Raw genomic sequence first — 16,262 nt, 5'->3', positions numbered from 1 at the left:
TAAAAAAAGATGAGCATTTCGCTCACCTTTCCTCACTCGTGTCTTGATGTCTTGTATAATCTGTGAAAATAAATAGGCCCATTAAAAAGCTTATTAAACATACAATTGGACGGAAATAGAAGCCCGAATAGCTCGGGGTGAATATTAGTCCAAAAATAAGTCCAAAGAGCCATAAAACTAGTGCCATAAATATTAGAAAATCATTTCGATAAGCACAAATAATTAGGATTCCTGCTAAAATCATCGCTAATGACATTAAATAGCCTGATGACGCCGCAAGATCTTCCGGTATCATAAACAAGTTATTCTTTTTACTGTCAGGGCTTAGTATTTCAGCAAGAGCACCAATAAAACCTGCTTGGATTGACATAATCCCACAAAAAATACGCATTTCACACCACTCTTTTATAAAAATACATTTTAGCTTATTAATTATGGCATAAAAAATCTGGATTTACTACGCGACAATGTAACTAAAAATCATTTAAACACGCCAAAAACTAGTATAATTTGCTTTATCTTGAATATTAAACTCGATAATTTTTGCCAATAGGTCAAAATCGACTGGTTTGGCCCAGGTAATTCGGAATATGCCTTTTGTATGGCTATAACCCGCTTCTTTTAAATCCGCTTCGAAACGCTCAATTCCAGCAGCTTCTGGGGAAACGCTCATATGCTGTTTTGCAATGGAGAAGCCAATAATGAACGTATCATTTTTTGTAAACATCGGTGTATTCCATTTAATTTCTGGCTTTAAGTCTGGGAAAGTTTCCGCCACCCATGTTAAAGCTTCTTGCGTTCGTGCGCGGTGGTCTGGGTTTTCAATCTCAGCTAAATATTCTGCAAAAGCTTCCATATTATTTCCTCCTTCATCTTACAGTTACTTTTATTATAAAGAAAAACTGGGGCGATGCAAGGCGTGGCTATTGGGAAGGACAAATAAAAAACAAGTCCTGCGTTGGACTTGTTTTTTTTAACTTAATATAGTCGAGCATTTTTCAGATTTGCTTGTTTTGATTCGTAAGCTTGCTTGATACTTGCTTTGTTTGAAACTTCGGAAACTCCCACATTCCACCAGTTAAGATAGCCTTCTGACATTGTTTTTGGTAATACTTTCATATCGATTAAAGTGGTTTTGGTTTGTGTTTTTGCGTCTTCCAGTGCTCTGATTAGATCTTCTTTGGTGTTGGCTCTATAGACTTTTGCGCCGTACCCTTCTGCAATTTTGGCGTAATCGACTTGCATAATTTGGTTGTCGCTATCGCGGAATTCGCAGAAGAAACTGTCACTGCCGTTTGCCATTTGGAGGTTGTTAATGCAGCCGAATCCGGAATTATCGAAGAGCATGATGTTGATTTTTTTGCCGTATTGTAAGGATGTTAGTAGTTCTGAGTGCGACATGCAGAAACTACCATCGCCAACGATGGAATAAACTTCTTGGTTGTTTGTTGCGGCCATTTTTGCACCGAGGGCTCCGTTTATTTCGTAGCCCATGCAGGAATAGCCATATTCTAGGTGATAGGTGTTTGGTACGGCTGGATTCCAAAGTCGTTGCAGGTCGCCTGGAAGTGAGCCGGCCGAACAAACGACGATGCTATCTGGGGCCACGGTGTCATTAATCGTGATGAGTGCTTCGGTTTGCGTGAATTCAGTTTGCAAGCTGTCGGCGTATTCGTTTAGGGTTGCTTGGTCGAATTGATCTTTGATTTCTGGTGTGAAAGCTTCTCGGTTGAATTTCGTGTTTTGTAGTCGCGTTCTTTCTGCGAGCCACTCTGCTTTGTATGCGGCAATCTTGTCGCCAAATTGGCTTTGATAGCCTTTTAAAAGTGGCGCGAGTTCGGCAAGGGTAGCTTTGGCGTCGCCGACAACTTGGAAAGCGTCTAGTTTGTATGTTTGCATGCGGCTGACGTTAATATTGATAAATTTGGTTGCTGGGTCAAATGCAGTTTTGGAACTGGTTGTGAAATCGGTGTAGCGCGTGCCAATTCCGATGACCAAATCAGCGTCACGGATAGCTTTATTAGCGGCTAGCGTGCCGAGGATTCCAGTACCACCTAGGTTGTTTTTGAAGTCAAACTCAACGGTTGATTTCCCGGCATGTGTTTCGACGAGCGGAATGTTGGTTTGCTCGGAAAGGGCGATTAATTCTTCGCGCGCATCTGAATAGCGGGCGCCACCTCCGACGATGATAACTGGAGTTTTGCTCGCTTGGATGAGTCGCGCTGCTTCGGTTAGTTCACGCTTTGTCGGAATTTGCCGATTGAGATAGTGAATTCGTTTGTGGAAAAATTCGATTGGATAATCGAATGCTTCTCCTTCCGTATCTTGCGCGATACAGATTGTGGCTGGGCCGGCGCTCGCCGGGTTGGTCATTACTTCGAAAGCGCGAATCAGGGCGCTCATGAGTTGTTCTGGTCGCTGCACGCGGTCGAAGTATCTGGAAACTGCTTGGAAGCCATCGTTGGTTGTAATCGCCGCGCTCGACTCATGCTCTAGTTGTTGCAAAACTGGGTCGGGCTGTCTGGTTGCGAATGTGTCGGCTGGCAAGAATAATACTGGTAAATTGTTCGCAAGTGCGGTTCCAGCTGCGGTTATGAGGTTGGCGGAACCTGGTCCTGCTGATGCGGAACACGCGTAGATGCGCTGGCGATTTTTTTGTTTTGCATAGGCAATTGCCGCATGCGCCATGCCTTGTTCATTTTTCCCTTGATACACTTTTAAATGACCTGAGTCTTCTTCTAACGCTTGGCCAATTCCTACCACATTTCCATGGCCAAACACCGTGAAAATCCCGTCCACGAACGGCGCCACTTCTCCGTCCACCTCAATATACTGCTGATTTAAAAATTTCACCAAAGCTTGCGCGGTAGTTAATCGAATCGTTTTTTCGGTCACCATAATCCCTCCTATTCGGCTTGCGCAATGAGCGCTTTAATTTCGTCCGCTGTTGGCATCGCATCCGAAGAACTATGCTTGCTAACAACGATCGAAGCTGCCGCGCTTCCGTATTTAAGCGCTGTTTCGATGCTTTCATCACTAAACAAACCGTATAAGAATGCCGATGCATAGGAATCCCCTGCGCCAAATGTTTTAAGTACTTTTGTTTTATATGCTTGTGCTTGGAATGTTTCGCCTGCTTTTGTATATGCGAACGAGCCTTCCACGCCATGCTTGATGACGACAATTTCTGCTTGATGTTGGAAAAGATATGCTTTTGTCGCTTCATTGTTGCCACCGACTTGGTTTTCCATCATATCGAATTCGTCACGCGTTCCAATAATCACGTCCGCCTGTTCCGCGACAAGTGAATAATAAACCGCTGTTTCTTCGGTGTTTTTCCAAGTATAAGGGCGATAATCCAGCTCGAAAGCAACAATCACATCATTTTCCCTAGCTAAACTAACTGCTTTTAAAACAGCTTCCCGCGACGGACTTTGCGCCAAGGCTGTACCAGAAACGAGCAGCACGCGGGCTTCTTTGATATAGTCTTCTGAAATTTCTTCCGGAGCTAAATATAAATCAGCCACATTTTCGCGGTACATCAAGATACTGCATTCATCCGGACTTTTAATCTCCGTAAATGCCAAACCAACTTTGCGGCCTTCTGTATCTTTCACCATTCCATCCGTATTTATCGCTAAATCACGCATATATTTTTCAATAAAACGACCATGTTGATCATCCGAAATTTTACCGATAAAACCGACTTTTAATCCCAGTTTCGCAGTTCCTATCGCAATATTCGCCGGCGATCCACCTACATATTTCGAAAATGTCATCGTTTCTTCCATTGGACGATTGTATTCGACCGCATTCAAATCAATGCACGCGCGCCCTACTGTGATTAAATCAAATTTTCGTTCGCTATGTTTTTTAAGATTCATGCTCCAAGTCCTCCTCTTAGTCTCGCTCTAAAATCCATTCGTGATCTGGATCGTTGTGGAACTTCCAAACCCGCTTCGGCCCTGCCATTACGTTCAAATAGTACGAATCATATCCGTCTGGAACTCCAACAGGATGATAGCCTTCCGGAACAATAACTGCATTTTGGTGCTCCACAGCCATCGTTTCATCAAGCGCACGATCATCCGTATAGACGCGCTGGAAAATAAAACCTTGCTCAGGATTAATTTCATGATAATAACTTTCTTCCAAAAGTGACTCTGCTGGCAAATTATCGCGGTCATGTTTATGCGGCGGATAGCTAGAAAAATTCCCGCCATCGGTATACACTTCCACCACCAACAAACTACTCGCAACCTCACTCACATCTGGCAAAATGTTATGTACCAGTCGTTTATTTTGATATTTACCACGCTGCTCAATCGAATTATCACTTGCTTTAATAAGCGTTGTCGGTAAATCTCGATCAGCCGGTGAATAGCAAAGCGCCACACGAGCTTTTTCAGAGTCTGCCTTCACTTGAAACATCCGTCCACCAGAAATAAACACGCTATCAGTCGGAATTTTTTCAAAAACGTTCGCTCTTGTGCCGATTTCCGAAAAAATATGGTCGCCCTCACTCACCGAAATTTTTCCAGTAAGCGCGACAATGCAACATTCAAGCTCATCTAAGTTTTCCTCATAAACGGCATCTTTTTCCAATTCAATCAACCGAAATCCAACATAACTTAGCGGCGAATTTCCTTGGTTAATATCTTGCACAAGCGTAATGCCAGGCGCTATTTTTTCATTTAACGGTTTTCGTAACAGTTTGCCCATTTTTGCGCCCTCCTATTCTTCGTAACCTTTTAATGAATATCTCGCAGTAACAACTTTCTTATGCGTGTAAAAATCTACGCTGTCTTTGCCGTTTGCATGAAGCGTTCCATAAAAGGATGATTTCCAACCAGAAAATGGGAAAAACGCCATCGGAGCAGGTACGCCCAAATTCACACCAAGCATTCCAGCATCAATTTTTTCTCTAAAGTAGCGAATTGCTTTGGCATTATTTGTGAAAATACAAGCACCGTTCGCAAATTCAGATTGATTCGCCACCCGAACTGCTTCTTGGAGGTTTTTCACACGAATGACAGATAAAACTGGTGCGAAAATCTCGTCTTTCCAAATTGTCATATCCGTCGTCACTTCTTCCAAAATTGTTGGTCCAACAAAATGCCCTTTAGAAAGTCCAGTCTCCCGGCCATCTACTGTTAATTTCGCGCCTTCTTCTATGCCTTTTTCAATATAAGCAATCGTGCGTTTTTGATTTTCTTCGCGAATGACAGGACCGAGGAAAACGCCATCGTCTAGCCCGTTGCCAATTTTCACATTTTGCGCCGCTGTTCGAAGTGCCGCTAGAAACTCGTCCGCAATTCCTTCTTCCACAGTGACAACCGCGCACGCCATGCAACGTTCGCCAGCTGATCCAAATGCCGCTGAAATAACATTCGTCACAGTATCTTCTATATCCGCATCATTAAGCACAATCGTATGGTTTTTCGCGCCCGTCAAAGCCTGCACACGTTTCAAATTCGCGCTACCAGTTTTGTAGACATATTCGCCAACTGGCTTAGAACCAACAAAAGAAACCGCTTTAATTATTTCGTTCTCTAAAATACCGTTAACCACATCATGCGCACCGTATACTACATTGAACACACCTTTCGGAAGACCTGCTTCAGAAAATAATTCCACCAATTTCTCCATTAAAAGTGGCGTTCTTTCGGATGGTTTTAAAATAAATGAGTTACCAAGCGCGATGGCCATTGGGAACATCCAACAAGGAACCATCATCGGAAAGTTAAATGGCGCAATTCCACCAACAACCCCAACCGGATAGCGATAATTTGCCGCTTCCACATCTGTTGCAATCGAAGCCAGCGAATCACCCATCATCAACGTTGGCGCTCCCGCCGCGAATTCAACATTTTCAATTCCGCGTTGCACTTCACCGCGTGCCTCGGATAAATTTTTACCATTTTCAAGTGTAATTAATCTTGCTAGTTCTTCTTTATGTTGAATGAGTAACTGTTGGAATCCGAATAATACGCGCGCACGTCTTGGCACAGCAACTTGGCCCCATTTTTCAAAAGCTTGTTCTGCAATGACAGCGGCCTGATCTAATTCTGCGCGTGTCGATATCGGCACTTGGCACAGCACTTCACCCGTCGCTGGGTTGATGACATCTTCATATTTATCCGTCTTACTCTCGACCCACTCACCGTTAATATAATTCTTTAATTTCCGTACATCTGCCATAAATAATCCCTCCACTTAAAATTACTCATAAGTTAACCATCAATCGATTTATACCCCCATATTAAGCCAATAAAATTGAAGAGTCAATTTAATTTTTGTCACTAACTTCACCATAAAAAATCACAGTTGATAACCTTTTGAGCATGTGTTATAAATAGTGTAATTGAAATAATTTTGCCAAAGGATGAATTTAAAATGAAAGTACAACGCATTCAAGCGATAGAAAATTTAATTCACGAAAAAGGCAGTGTTAGCCTCGATGATTTATGCGAACAATTCAATGTTTCCAAAAATACTGTTCGCCGCGATATTGCCAAACTGCTCCAAAAAAATACCATCCGGAAAGTCTATGGTGGCGTCGTTTCTGTTTATAATAATCCCGAAGAAATCCACCCATTTGAAAATCGTGATACGGAAAATCATCTGGAAAAACAGCTTATCGGAAAAGAGGCGGCTGATTTTATTGAAGAAAATGATTTGATTTTTATTGATTCCGGCACAACAACCAGCTGTCTCGCTGCGGCTCTGCCAATGGATAAGGAGATTACTATTATTACCAATAGCTTAGATGTGATTAATTTTGCGAGCGAAATGGATAATGTAAAATTGATTGTTATTGGCTCAACTTTTAAACCGAGTACTAAATCTTTTGTTGGCGTGGAGAATTGGGGATTTTTCGAGAAATACAATATTACGAAAGCTTTCATGGCCGCAACCGCGCTTTCGACTACGCACGGGGTGATGAACTCGGATATTTTGGAGTATGAGATTAAGCGCCATATGATGGAAAAAGCTACGGAGAAATTTTTGCTGGTGGATCATACGAAGGTGGATAAGTCGGCTTTGCTTACTTACGGGGAGCTGGCGGAATTTGATTGGTTGGTTACGTCGAAGGACATGGCTGGTGGGTGTTTGGGGTATTGTGAGGATGTTGGGGTTTTGGTGAGGTTGGTTTAGTTAAAAGCCCCTTTCCTATGAAAGGGACTTTTGTGATTTATAGCTATTTTTCTCCGTACCATTCTTTCTCCGTAAAATTAGTTGTCTCCCGAAATTCTTCTGCATATTTTTCTATCAATCTTGCTTTTACATATTGAGATGGCGAAAATAACAAAGTTGGCAATAAAGTAAAGCCAATAAGCAACGTTAACAAACCGACTCCCCACACAACATATTCTAGAAAACTCGAATTTCCTACTGCGGCATCCATGTTCATGAGCCACCATTTATTTCCACGATAAAATAGAGCAGCAATCACAACAAGAACTAGAAAAGCTCCTAAAATTTTAGTAATTGTATTTGAGAATACCCTTTTTCCAGATTTAGCTGTCGTTTCAAATATCTCTTTCACATATGTATTCACTCGAGCCCGAATTAATAAAATAGAACCTCCGTAGCCCAAAATAATATAAACTAATGGAATCAAGTGATATCTATCTGCCTCTACTCGTAAAAAAACAATCATAAAAAAGATTGCAGCAGTTTGCCACACTAAAAATAATACCAAGTTATAGTTTGTTACTTTGAAAATAGGTTTTAAAGCAACGTATTTAATTAACAAACCACTTAAAAGAATACAAGCTACTGCCGGGTATATTGGGTAGTAATTAATTGCTGGTAAACATAGTAATAAGGCAAATAAAATACTTCCTGCTATCTTACCTATGTAGCCAGATATATGTTTCTTTTTTGTATTAAGTTGTTCGATTTCTTTGGGACTGATTGCATGTCGCGCTTCTTCATAACTCACATTTTTCATCATCTCTACCACCTTGGGAGGCCATTGTTAAAAGCTATTTTTCTCCGTACCATTCTTTCTCTGTAAAATTAGTTGTCTCCCGAAATTCTTCTGCATATTTTTCTATCACTTTCCCCCGAACGAAAAGGTTTGCTTTAAACAGAAAAAACGTTGGGATTAAAGTAATTACCAGTAATAGCGGAATTCCAAAAACAATACCTATCATGTCATCTATTCCGTTACTAGTAACAACATCATTAACCCCAGTTAGATTCATAATCCAAGACTTATTCATTCTATAAAATTGCATACCAACTAACGCAACTACAACTAAAAATCCGGAAATTTTCATCATGATAGTTAATATTTTGGAAGTTTTATAATTCTGCTTGAATGTCTTATTAATTTCTTCTAAAATCATATTTTTCTCCACCTTGTTATAAAGATACAGAAAAACTAATATCGTAATCAAAAATACCGAAAAATTAATCATATAATTGCCTTTCGTCATTCCAAGCCCTACTGCAAAATAAGAAATATAGGCTAGTTTAGCTATTGAATAGCAATAGGTTTTATACCCATAATTCCTTAGAAAAGGAGGATATGCTTTGAAAAGCTGATAGCACATTAAAAGAATAATAAGTAATTCTGCTGATATCACGATACTATTCGCAATAATGAAACTGCCTCCTGCAAAATCTATAGCAAAACTACATACCATTAAGACTGGAAATGCTAATCCTAGCAGCAGGATAATTATCTTTTTCAGTTCAATAGAGAAACTTTGCTTTTTATCGCCTTTCATGACTTCGTAGATATCTTTTAATTTGAGGGTTTTTTTTACTTCCTCAAAAGAAACAGAAGATAAAAACTCATTTTTTTTTCCCATTCTGCACCCCTAATCTTTTTCATCTCAACTATCTCTATAACTTATCATTACCACTTGGGAAGTCCGTTGTTAAAATCCCCTACATCAACACGTCCTTTTTGCTGTCCAAACCAATCTTCCTTAATTTCACCAATATTTCCTTCATCTAAATGTTTTTTTCTTTCATCATAAATTTCATATTGTTTCTCTAGCCATTCTTTCTTTTCAGTCTCAGATATAAATGTATGTTTTTCATCTATCCAAATCAAACCATTTTTGATAAAAGGAATTTTGTTTAGTAAAGGTACATCTGATAGTCCTCCACCTTGTCCAAAATAATTAACAAAACCCCCGATAGCTCCAATTGGTCCTGCATATTGCGCCCCCTCAAGAGGACCTGCGTTTTGCAGGAACATATTTAATCCACCATACACAGATTTGCTTGCATCCCCATATGCCGGACTTTTAGGGTTAATGTATTCTTCGTATGCATAAGCTGTTATCGTTAAGCCGTCTCCAACATAAACAGCACCTTCCAATGCAACTTTATGAGTTTTAATAAAATCAGAAACTGGCCCTAATTTCTTAAATAAATCAAACCCTACTTTAGATCCAGCTATTACTTTTGCGCCCTCGCTGGTCTTAGATAAAATTTTCATTGTATAACCCATTGGAGCGAGTACATTCCACCCTTTTTCGTTTAGTTTGATTAAACCACTATAGACAATTGCTTGGGTGGCGATGGATGTTTTACTGATATATGTTGCGAATTTAGGACTATTTAATACTTTTGTAGAGACATCTTTTGGAAGCTTATTCCAACTTTCTTGTGCAATAAAGATTCCAAGCGCTGCATTTTGAAGTCCTTCCGGGAACTTATCTAAAGCTCCGATTACATAACCGAATAACCGATCATTATTTTTGATTTTTTCAATAGCCACTGCTGGATTTTTCTCAAATAACTCGTTTAACCCCTTAATTGCTGCATTCTTTTCCTTCTCTATCATTTCATTTTGTTGTTTTTCACTTTTCAATTCAGTAAACCAGCTTTTATCTACTCCAGCAGGAAGTTGATAACTCCCATCGCTATTTACAGCTGTATTATTTAAAATTAAAACACCTTGCATCGCTAATTTCATTTCATCAAGGCTGCTAGTAAATAATTTTTTTGTTTGTCCATCAAATTCATATAACTTCTCTAGTTTCTTCTGAAGTTCTTCAATATCCTGCTGAAAAACTTCAGATATCTGGTCTAACTCTCTTTTACGATTTTGTGCAGTATCAAATAATGCTGTAGCTACACTTGTCCTCATCATTATATTCATTATGGTAGCAGTTCTTTCTGCTGATGCCTTCATATCTTTCTTAGCCTCAATTTGTTGCTTTAAATTATCCTCATCAAGGTAGCCTTCACTTGAAACTATTGAATTGGATAACTGGTATCTGTGTAATTCTTGTTCAATTGTATCACAAGCTGATGTTACTTTTTCAATTGTAGGTAACACAAGATTAGCAAATAAATCCTTCCCAGCTGTATAAGCCGCTCCCGATAATGTCCGTCCATCCACAGCCTTAATAATTTTCTTACTTCCCGCTTTTAGTTGTGTGATTACATCTTTTCCACTGGCTAAATTTTTAGAGAGTGCTTCAATCAGCTGCTCCGAATCGCCACTTGAATAAATCAGTCCCAAGGAATCTCGCTCCTTTTTTTGTATAATTCTTCTCGTTCATCATCCATTTCGTGTATCTCTTTTTGAAAAACATAATTAAATTCTTCCTGAGCATCCTGCACTTGACGTCGAAGCCTACTCTCCAAATCATCATCCCATTGTTGAGCTCGAAAATACTTCACCTTGTCCAGACCATTATTATTCTCATTCAAGCACCTTAATTGCTGAAAACCTCTTTGAAAATCTTCATCTAATTGATAAAGCGACTTTTCAATTTCCTTTTGGTCTTCTAGCAACCGATCCATCTGATTTTCTTTTTGAATAATTAATTGATTATAAACTGCTCGCTCTTGATCATTTGTTTTCTCATTCAATTTTCTCATCCCTTAAAATTTGATTTGATTGTCCTTTAGCACCATCATTTCAGCAATTTTCGGAAATTTTTCACTTTGTGCCTGTACACACTCAACTAAATCAACTAAATTAGGCAACAATTGATTATTGACTTCTTCTCCAGACTTCATACTCGAAACGTTGCTTTTTTCTATAGAAACTTCTTCACCTTTGCCCACAGAAACTGATTTCACACCAGATACAGCTGCAAAAGTTGAACTTATATTGGAGGCTATTTTTCCCATTGTAATCCCTCCCCCTTCTCTCTTTATTTAATAAAAAAGGATTTCATTATTCAAATAACACCTTGAATTTAGAAACTTTGTATTAAATTTACTATTTACTATATTATAGCATTTGCAGCCCTTTAATTTTGTGAGCAATTTGTGAATCTCTGCGCAAAAAAATAGGCAACTATCGCTATTTTTAGTGAGTTTTTTCACTTTACTTTTAATTATAGGCACAAAAAAGACCCCTCTCCACCGAAAGGGATCTCCTCAACTTACTTACTAACAACCGGAATATAAAGCGTAAACTCAGCTTCTCTAAGATCCTCCAAATTAAACGATCCCGCAATACCGACCGTATCACTTTGGCCTACTTCGCCGTAAGATGCGCCGATGAAGCCATCAAGTGCTGGGCGGTCTGTTTCGCTTGTTACGAATTTTGCGTATTTGCCTTCTGGAATGTCGAAAGTAGTGTCGCCGTTTTCGCCGTTTGTACTTGCTACGATGTAATATTGTAAGCCATCAAGACTTGCGTTAATGCCAACGTAATTTTTTTCATTTTTCGCAAATTTTGTGTAGGCTGCTTCTTTAATTTCGCTCATTGGGCCAAAGCCTTTTTGTGGTTCAAATTCAGGGATTTCTACTTTGTTTCCTGTAAATGTTTCTTTTTTTAATTCAACGATTTCAAATGCCATAATATTTCCCTCCAAAAAGTTACTTAACTTTGATATGATGTAACTATAACACGCGAATGATGACAACTGTCTGTCATCATTCCAAAACAAAGGAGAAAAAAATGAAAATCGAGCGACTCATCGGAATTATTATGCTGCTCCTCCAACGCGAGCTGGTCAGTGCTTCTGAAATGGCTACAATGTTTGAGGTTTCCAAACGTACTATTTTCCGCGACATTGACACACTCGCGATGGCGAATATCCCGATTTACACGATTGCTGGAACGAAAGGCGGCATCGGAATCATGCCCACCTACAAAGTCGATAAAAAGCTTCTGACAGCAGATGATTTAACAGCGATTATCGCAAGTTTGGACGGGATGGAGCAGTTACTTTCTTCCGCCGAAACAAAAAAAACGCTGCAAAAAATGAAAAATATGCTCGACCATTCAAGCGAACCGCCTAAAAGCTCCATTTCGCTCGATTTCTCCAATTTATCCATGAAAAACGAATTAAATGCTAAAGTCGAAAGTTTGTATTTAGCGATTAAAAAACATCAACTCGTGGAACTCAGCTACATTGATCGAACGGGCAACCAAACCGTTCGTAAAACGGAGCCTTATCACCTCCTGTTTAGGAATCGTTCTTGGTATTTGCAGGGTTACAGCTTAGAGCGCAGTGATTTTCGGACGTTTAAAATGTCGCGGATTGTTGAACTAAAAACGCTAGAAGAAACTTTTGAAGTACGTCCTTTTAGTGTAAAACCCTTTGGCGCACCACCCGACAGACCGATGTTTTTGATGCATGAAGTTAGTTTGATTGTTGACAAAATTGCCCGCGAGCAAATCATCGAACGCTTTGATCTAGTCGAAATTTCGCAGCAAGATGACGCGCATTTTTTGGCAAAAGTGACGCTTCCTGATCATGAGGCTGGGTACCGCTTTTTGCTCCAACTTGGAACGCATGTAACCATTCAAAACCGTGATGACTTTTACGATAATTTTATTGACTACTTAAAGGAAATACAAGGAAAATATATCTAAAAATGGCTCTGCTAATTGTTTAGCAGAGCCATTTGATGTTAATCTTTATATTTATAATCCAAATCTTGATACGCTGTTTGGTATGCGCCACCGTCAGCTACTTCTGAATGATAAAGTGCTTTTAAAGCGAAAGTTTTTTCTAAGTCCATTTCTTTCATTAGCTTTTGAAGGCGTTCTTGCAAGTCTACGCTATCTTTTACAAGCTCTTTCATTTGTGATTTTACATATTTCATAATAATTCCGCTCCTTTTCACACATTATAACACTTTCTTGGCCGATAAAAAAGGAGTGCGACTATAAGCCACACTCCCTTACTTTTTTAACCGATTAATTCGATTGCTCTTTCCAGCACTGCTGCTCCGTTTACACGGCCGTAGTCTAGCATATTAATTACTTCGACAGGAATTTTTCCGCCTACTACTTTTTCTGTGTTGCCTTTTAAATAACCAACTTGTGGTCCAAGCAAAATGACATCTGCTTTTTCCCAGTTTTCGTGTAATTCAGCGTCTGATACAGCCCAGATATTTGCTTCAATGCCTTGGTCTGCGCCCGCTGATTTCATTTTTTCTACTAAGAAACTTGTGGACATACCCGCGTTACATACTAATAAAATATTTTTCATTGGTTAAACATCCTTCCTTATTTTGCGTCTGATTTTTGAGCTGTAGCAAAAGCAACTTTTTCATCCATGCGCAGGAATGGCAGGTAGATAAAGACTGTCACAACAATGATAATTACTTGGAGAACGGACGCGCGCCAGTCTCCACCAGTTGCTAAGAAACCTGAAATAATCGGCGGTGTTGTCCACGGGGTCTGCACGACTACATGATTAATCCAACCTGCTGCCGTCGCATAATACGCTGTTGTTAAAGAGAAAATTGGCGCTAATACGAACGGGATAATAAGTAACGGGTTGAACACAATTGGTAGACCAAAGATGATTGGCTCACTAATGTTAAATAGTGATGGTGCCGCGGATAGTTTCGAGATATCTTTGTAATCTTTTCGTTTCCCAAAGATGAAAATGGCAATTAATAAGCCAATCGTGTTTCCGGAGCCACCCATAACCGCAAATGTATCTTTGAAAGCCATATTAATAATATGCGGAATTTCTTGATGATTCGCGTAGGCAACCATGTTTTCTTGCATATTTTGCAGTAAAAATGGATCTAGTAACGGACCAGAAATAACTGCTTGGTGAATCCCTAAACCGAAGAATAAGTTAGCGATAGAAGTAATCAGCAAGAATCCTGGAAGACTTGTCGTTACGTAGCTAAGTGGTTTTGTGATAATCGTCGTCACAAGTGTGTTAAAGTCCATGCTGAAAATTTGATTAACGGCAAATGACATAACCGAGAAAATAATAACCGTAATCATAATCGGAATTAATACGTTAAATGATTTAATAACTGCCGGTGGAATATTTCCTGTTAAATTGATTTGCATGCGTTTGTTTTTCGATAATTTAATGAATAAATCAGTTGCAATTAAACCAACGATGATACCGACAAACATACCTGACGCACCAGTGTAACTAACTGGAATAACATTTGGTACTTCGATTGATTTGGACGCACCCTCTGGAAGGAACGTCATCGCGATCGGTGTTACGACAATAAATGAAGATAATGCGACAAGAATCGGCGCAATGACGTTTTTATAGCCGCGGTTCAAACATAAATGATACGAAATCGCCACAGTGACTAAAAGCGTAATAACACTTAACGTACCATTTCCGATTGAAATACCAATCTCTTGCCAAGTTCTAAGTGTATCTGGGTTAATAATTTTGCCCATAAATCCAGTCGGTTCTAAAATAACATAGTTAATCAGTGTGACAAAACCAGCTAAAATCATGAACGGCATAATACTCGCAAAAGCATCACGCAATGAACGCAAATGAATCTGACCACCAAGACGTTGCGCTACATTAATAAATCCATTAACAATCGACTTCTTTTTCGTTTCAGCCATTAGTTGTTTCCTCCCTTTTCGTCCCAACTAGTTTGCTTGTTTCATATTCAAAACCGTTCATGTCACTCATTTTTTTATAAAATTCGCCACTTTTCTTCATGGTGCGTTTGCCAGTTTCAACATCAAGTGAAACGAGTCCGTAACGGTTTTTATACGCATTAATCCATGACCAACAATCAATAAATGTCCACAGGTGATACCCTTTAATATCGCAACCTTCTGCAATCGCTTGATGTACATAAGCCAAATGATCTTTGACGAATTGGATACGGTAATCATCTTGAATTTGGCCTTCTTCATTTAAGAAACGCTCTTCATTCGCTACACCCATACCATTTTCAGAAATAAATGATTCGATGTTCCCGTAATTATCACGAATATCAATACATAAATCGTAAATCCCACGTTCATAAATTTCCCAACCGCGGTAAATATTCATTCGTTTGCCTGGCATATTATGCGGTTCAAAAAACCAATCTGGTAAAAACGGACTTTTTTCATTAATTGCCGTTAAACGGGCTTTGACGCGTCTTGGTTCATAGTAATTTAGGCCAAGAATTTGCGCCGTATTTTCTTTAATAATCGTCAAATCTTCTTCCGTATATTCCGGCATTTGATCATATTCGCGCATGATTTCAACTAATTTTTCTGGGAAAGTTCCTTTAACCATCGGATCCAAGAAGCTTCTCGTGTAAAAAGCATCACAAATTTCTGCTGCTTCTAAATCGTATTCGTTTTGGCTCCGTGGATAAGTCGGGCTAAGGTTTAAAATAACGCCGATTTTTGATGACAAGTTTAATTTTTTAAATGCTTTAATGGCTAACGCATGCGCCAAAATCGTGTTAAAACCAGCTTGTGCCCCTCGTTTGAAGTCAATTTGATTCGGATAATGGAAATCTTCTAAATACCCGCCAAGAATCGGACCAAGTGGTTCGTTAAATGTAAACCAGTGATAAACTAAATCGCCAAATTCTTTAAAACAAGTATCCGCAAAATGAACATAGGCATCAACAACTTCTCTCGACTCCCAGCCACCAGCGTCTTGAAGTGCAACGGGCATATCGAAATGGTATAAGTTCGCGAATGGTTTGACACCGTTTTCATTCATTTCAGTAAGTAAATCACGATAAAACGCAATCGCTTTCTGGTTCACTTCGCCAACACCATCATTTGGAAACATTCGCGCCCATGAAATCGAAATCCGGAACGAATTTTGTCCTGTTTTCTTCATCCACTGTACGTCTTCTTTATACCGATTAAAATGATCTGTTGTGATTTCTGAACCTACGCCTTCGTAAAAGCGATTCGGTTCTGTTTCAAACCAATGCTCCCAAACAGTTTTTGCCTTACCGGTGTCGCCGCGACCTTCTGCTTGTTCCGCAGACCACGCAGAGCCCCACCAAAAATCTTTTGGAAACGTTAATAATTCTTTCATTTTTTATGGCCTCCCTTTTGTCAAAATAAATATAGCATACAT

At 39.4% G+C, this 16,262-nt stretch carries 18 protein-coding genes; 2 read left to right on the top strand and 16 right to left on the bottom strand.

Translation table 11 applies throughout. The annotated features are described in order from the left end of the window. Window positions 1-22: 22 nt before the first annotated feature. From HCB49_RS00675 to iolA, 6 genes are all read right to left on the bottom strand, one after another. Window positions 23-391 carry a hypothetical protein gene (locus HCB49_RS00675; RefSeq protein ID WP_149056611.1) on the bottom strand — a complete coding sequence of 123 codons (369 nt, stop codon included), beginning with the start codon at window positions 389-391 and terminating at the stop codon, window positions 23-25. Between the two features lie 93 nt (window positions 392-484). Continuing rightward, on the bottom strand, window positions 485-856 hold the full coding sequence (locus tag HCB49_RS00670) for an iron chaperone (protein ID WP_185603800.1): 372 nt from the start codon (window positions 854-856) through the stop codon (window positions 485-487). A 122-nt stretch (window positions 857-978) separates the two neighbouring features. Continuing rightward, complete coding sequence (iolD, locus tag HCB49_RS00665) at window positions 979-2,895, bottom strand: 3D-(3,5/4)-trihydroxycyclohexane-1,2-dione acylhydrolase (decyclizing) (protein ID WP_185604483.1); 1,917 nt, start codon at window positions 2,893-2,895, stop codon at window positions 979-981. A gap of 11 nt (window positions 2,896-2,906) precedes the next feature. Then, window positions 2,907-3,884, bottom strand: coding sequence for a 5-dehydro-2-deoxygluconokinase (gene iolC / locus HCB49_RS00660; protein ID WP_185603799.1), 978 nt, complete (start codon window positions 3,882-3,884; stop codon window positions 2,907-2,909). Window positions 3,885-3,900: 16 nt separating this feature from the next. Then, window positions 3,901-4,722, bottom strand: a complete 822-nt coding sequence (iolB, locus tag HCB49_RS00655) for a 5-deoxy-glucuronate isomerase (protein WP_185603797.1) — start codon at window positions 4,720-4,722, stop codon at window positions 3,901-3,903. A 12-nt stretch (window positions 4,723-4,734) separates the two neighbouring features. Further along, window positions 4,735-6,201 carry a methylmalonate-semialdehyde dehydrogenase gene (gene iolA, locus HCB49_RS00650; RefSeq protein ID WP_185603796.1) on the bottom strand — a complete coding sequence of 489 codons (1,467 nt, stop codon included), beginning with the start codon at window positions 6,199-6,201 and terminating at the stop codon, window positions 4,735-4,737. Between the two features lie 195 nt (window positions 6,202-6,396). Here iolA and HCB49_RS00645 point away from each other — a divergent pair, with 195 nt between their 5' ends. Further along, window positions 6,397-7,158: a DeoR/GlpR family DNA-binding transcription regulator gene (locus tag HCB49_RS00645; RefSeq protein WP_185603791.1), complete on the top strand. Its 762-nt coding sequence runs from the start codon at window positions 6,397-6,399 to the stop codon at window positions 7,156-7,158. 43 nt (window positions 7,159-7,201) lie between these two features. Here HCB49_RS00645 and HCB49_RS00640 read toward each other — a convergent pair whose 3' ends face one another. The 6 genes from HCB49_RS00640 to HCB49_RS00615 all read right to left on the bottom strand — a co-directional run bounded on the left by HCB49_RS00640 (window position 7,202) and on the right by HCB49_RS00615 (window position 11,789). After that, entirely contained in the window at window positions 7,202-7,960 is a 759-nt protein-coding gene (locus tag HCB49_RS00640; protein ID WP_185603789.1) for a hypothetical protein, read from the bottom strand. Window positions 7,961-7,991: 31 nt separating this feature from the next. Continuing rightward, window positions 7,992-8,825 carry a hypothetical protein gene (locus tag HCB49_RS00635; protein ID WP_185603788.1) on the bottom strand — a complete coding sequence of 278 codons (834 nt, stop codon included), beginning with the start codon at window positions 8,823-8,825 and terminating at the stop codon, window positions 7,992-7,994. A gap of 47 nt (window positions 8,826-8,872) precedes the next feature. Further along, window positions 8,873-10,495, bottom strand: coding sequence for a T7SS effector LXG polymorphic toxin (locus HCB49_RS00630; protein ID WP_185603787.1), 1,623 nt, complete (start codon window positions 10,493-10,495; stop codon window positions 8,873-8,875). Beyond that, on the bottom strand, window positions 10,486-10,857 hold the full coding sequence (locus HCB49_RS00625) for a hypothetical protein (RefSeq protein WP_260479502.1): 372 nt from the start codon (window positions 10,855-10,857) through the stop codon (window positions 10,486-10,488). Before HCB49_RS00625 ends, HCB49_RS00630 begins: the two co-directional genes overlap by 10 nt. Before the next feature lie 3 nt (window positions 10,858-10,860). Further along, on the bottom strand, window positions 10,861-11,112 hold the full coding sequence (locus HCB49_RS00620; RefSeq protein WP_185603785.1) for a hypothetical protein: 252 nt from the start codon (window positions 11,110-11,112) through the stop codon (window positions 10,861-10,863). A gap of 257 nt (window positions 11,113-11,369) precedes the next feature. Next, entirely contained in the window at window positions 11,370-11,789 is a 420-nt protein-coding gene (locus HCB49_RS00615; RefSeq protein WP_185603784.1) for an effector binding domain-containing protein, read from the bottom strand. 101 nt (window positions 11,790-11,890) lie between these two features. Between HCB49_RS00615 and HCB49_RS00610 the strand changes: the two genes are divergently transcribed. Further along, complete coding sequence (locus HCB49_RS00610) at window positions 11,891-12,811, top strand: helix-turn-helix transcriptional regulator (RefSeq protein ID WP_185603783.1); 921 nt, start codon at window positions 11,891-11,893, stop codon at window positions 12,809-12,811. A 38-nt stretch (window positions 12,812-12,849) separates the two neighbouring features. Here the strand turns inward: HCB49_RS00610 and HCB49_RS00605 are convergent, their stop codons facing one another. The 4 genes from HCB49_RS00605 to HCB49_RS00590 form a co-directional block, all read right to left on the bottom strand. Continuing rightward, a complete protein-coding gene (locus HCB49_RS00605; protein ID WP_003723087.1) occupies window positions 12,850-13,044 on the bottom strand; it encodes a hypothetical protein in 195 nt (64 codons plus the stop codon). A gap of 86 nt (window positions 13,045-13,130) precedes the next feature. Then, on the bottom strand, window positions 13,131-13,433 hold the full coding sequence (locus HCB49_RS00600) for a PTS sugar transporter subunit IIB (protein WP_185603782.1): 303 nt from the start codon (window positions 13,431-13,433) through the stop codon (window positions 13,131-13,133). A gap of 17 nt (window positions 13,434-13,450) precedes the next feature. Continuing rightward, the gene (locus HCB49_RS00595; protein WP_012951193.1) at window positions 13,451-14,785 is read right to left on the bottom strand and encodes a PTS sugar transporter subunit IIC; all 1,335 of its coding nucleotides are present in this window, start codon (window positions 14,783-14,785) and stop codon (window positions 13,451-13,453) included. Continuing rightward, window positions 14,778-16,220: a glycoside hydrolase family 1 protein gene (locus HCB49_RS00590; RefSeq protein WP_069002424.1), complete on the bottom strand. Its 1,443-nt coding sequence runs from the start codon at window positions 16,218-16,220 to the stop codon at window positions 14,778-14,780. Before HCB49_RS00590 ends, HCB49_RS00595 begins: the two co-directional genes overlap by 8 nt. Window positions 16,221-16,262 lie beyond the last annotated feature (42 nt).

The organism is Listeria cossartiae subsp. cayugensis, from assembly GCF_014229095.1.
GTDB classification, from domain to species: domain Bacteria; phylum Bacillota; class Bacilli; order Lactobacillales; family Listeriaceae; genus Listeria; species Listeria cayugensis.
This window is presented reverse-complemented; position numbering and strand designations above follow the sequence as displayed.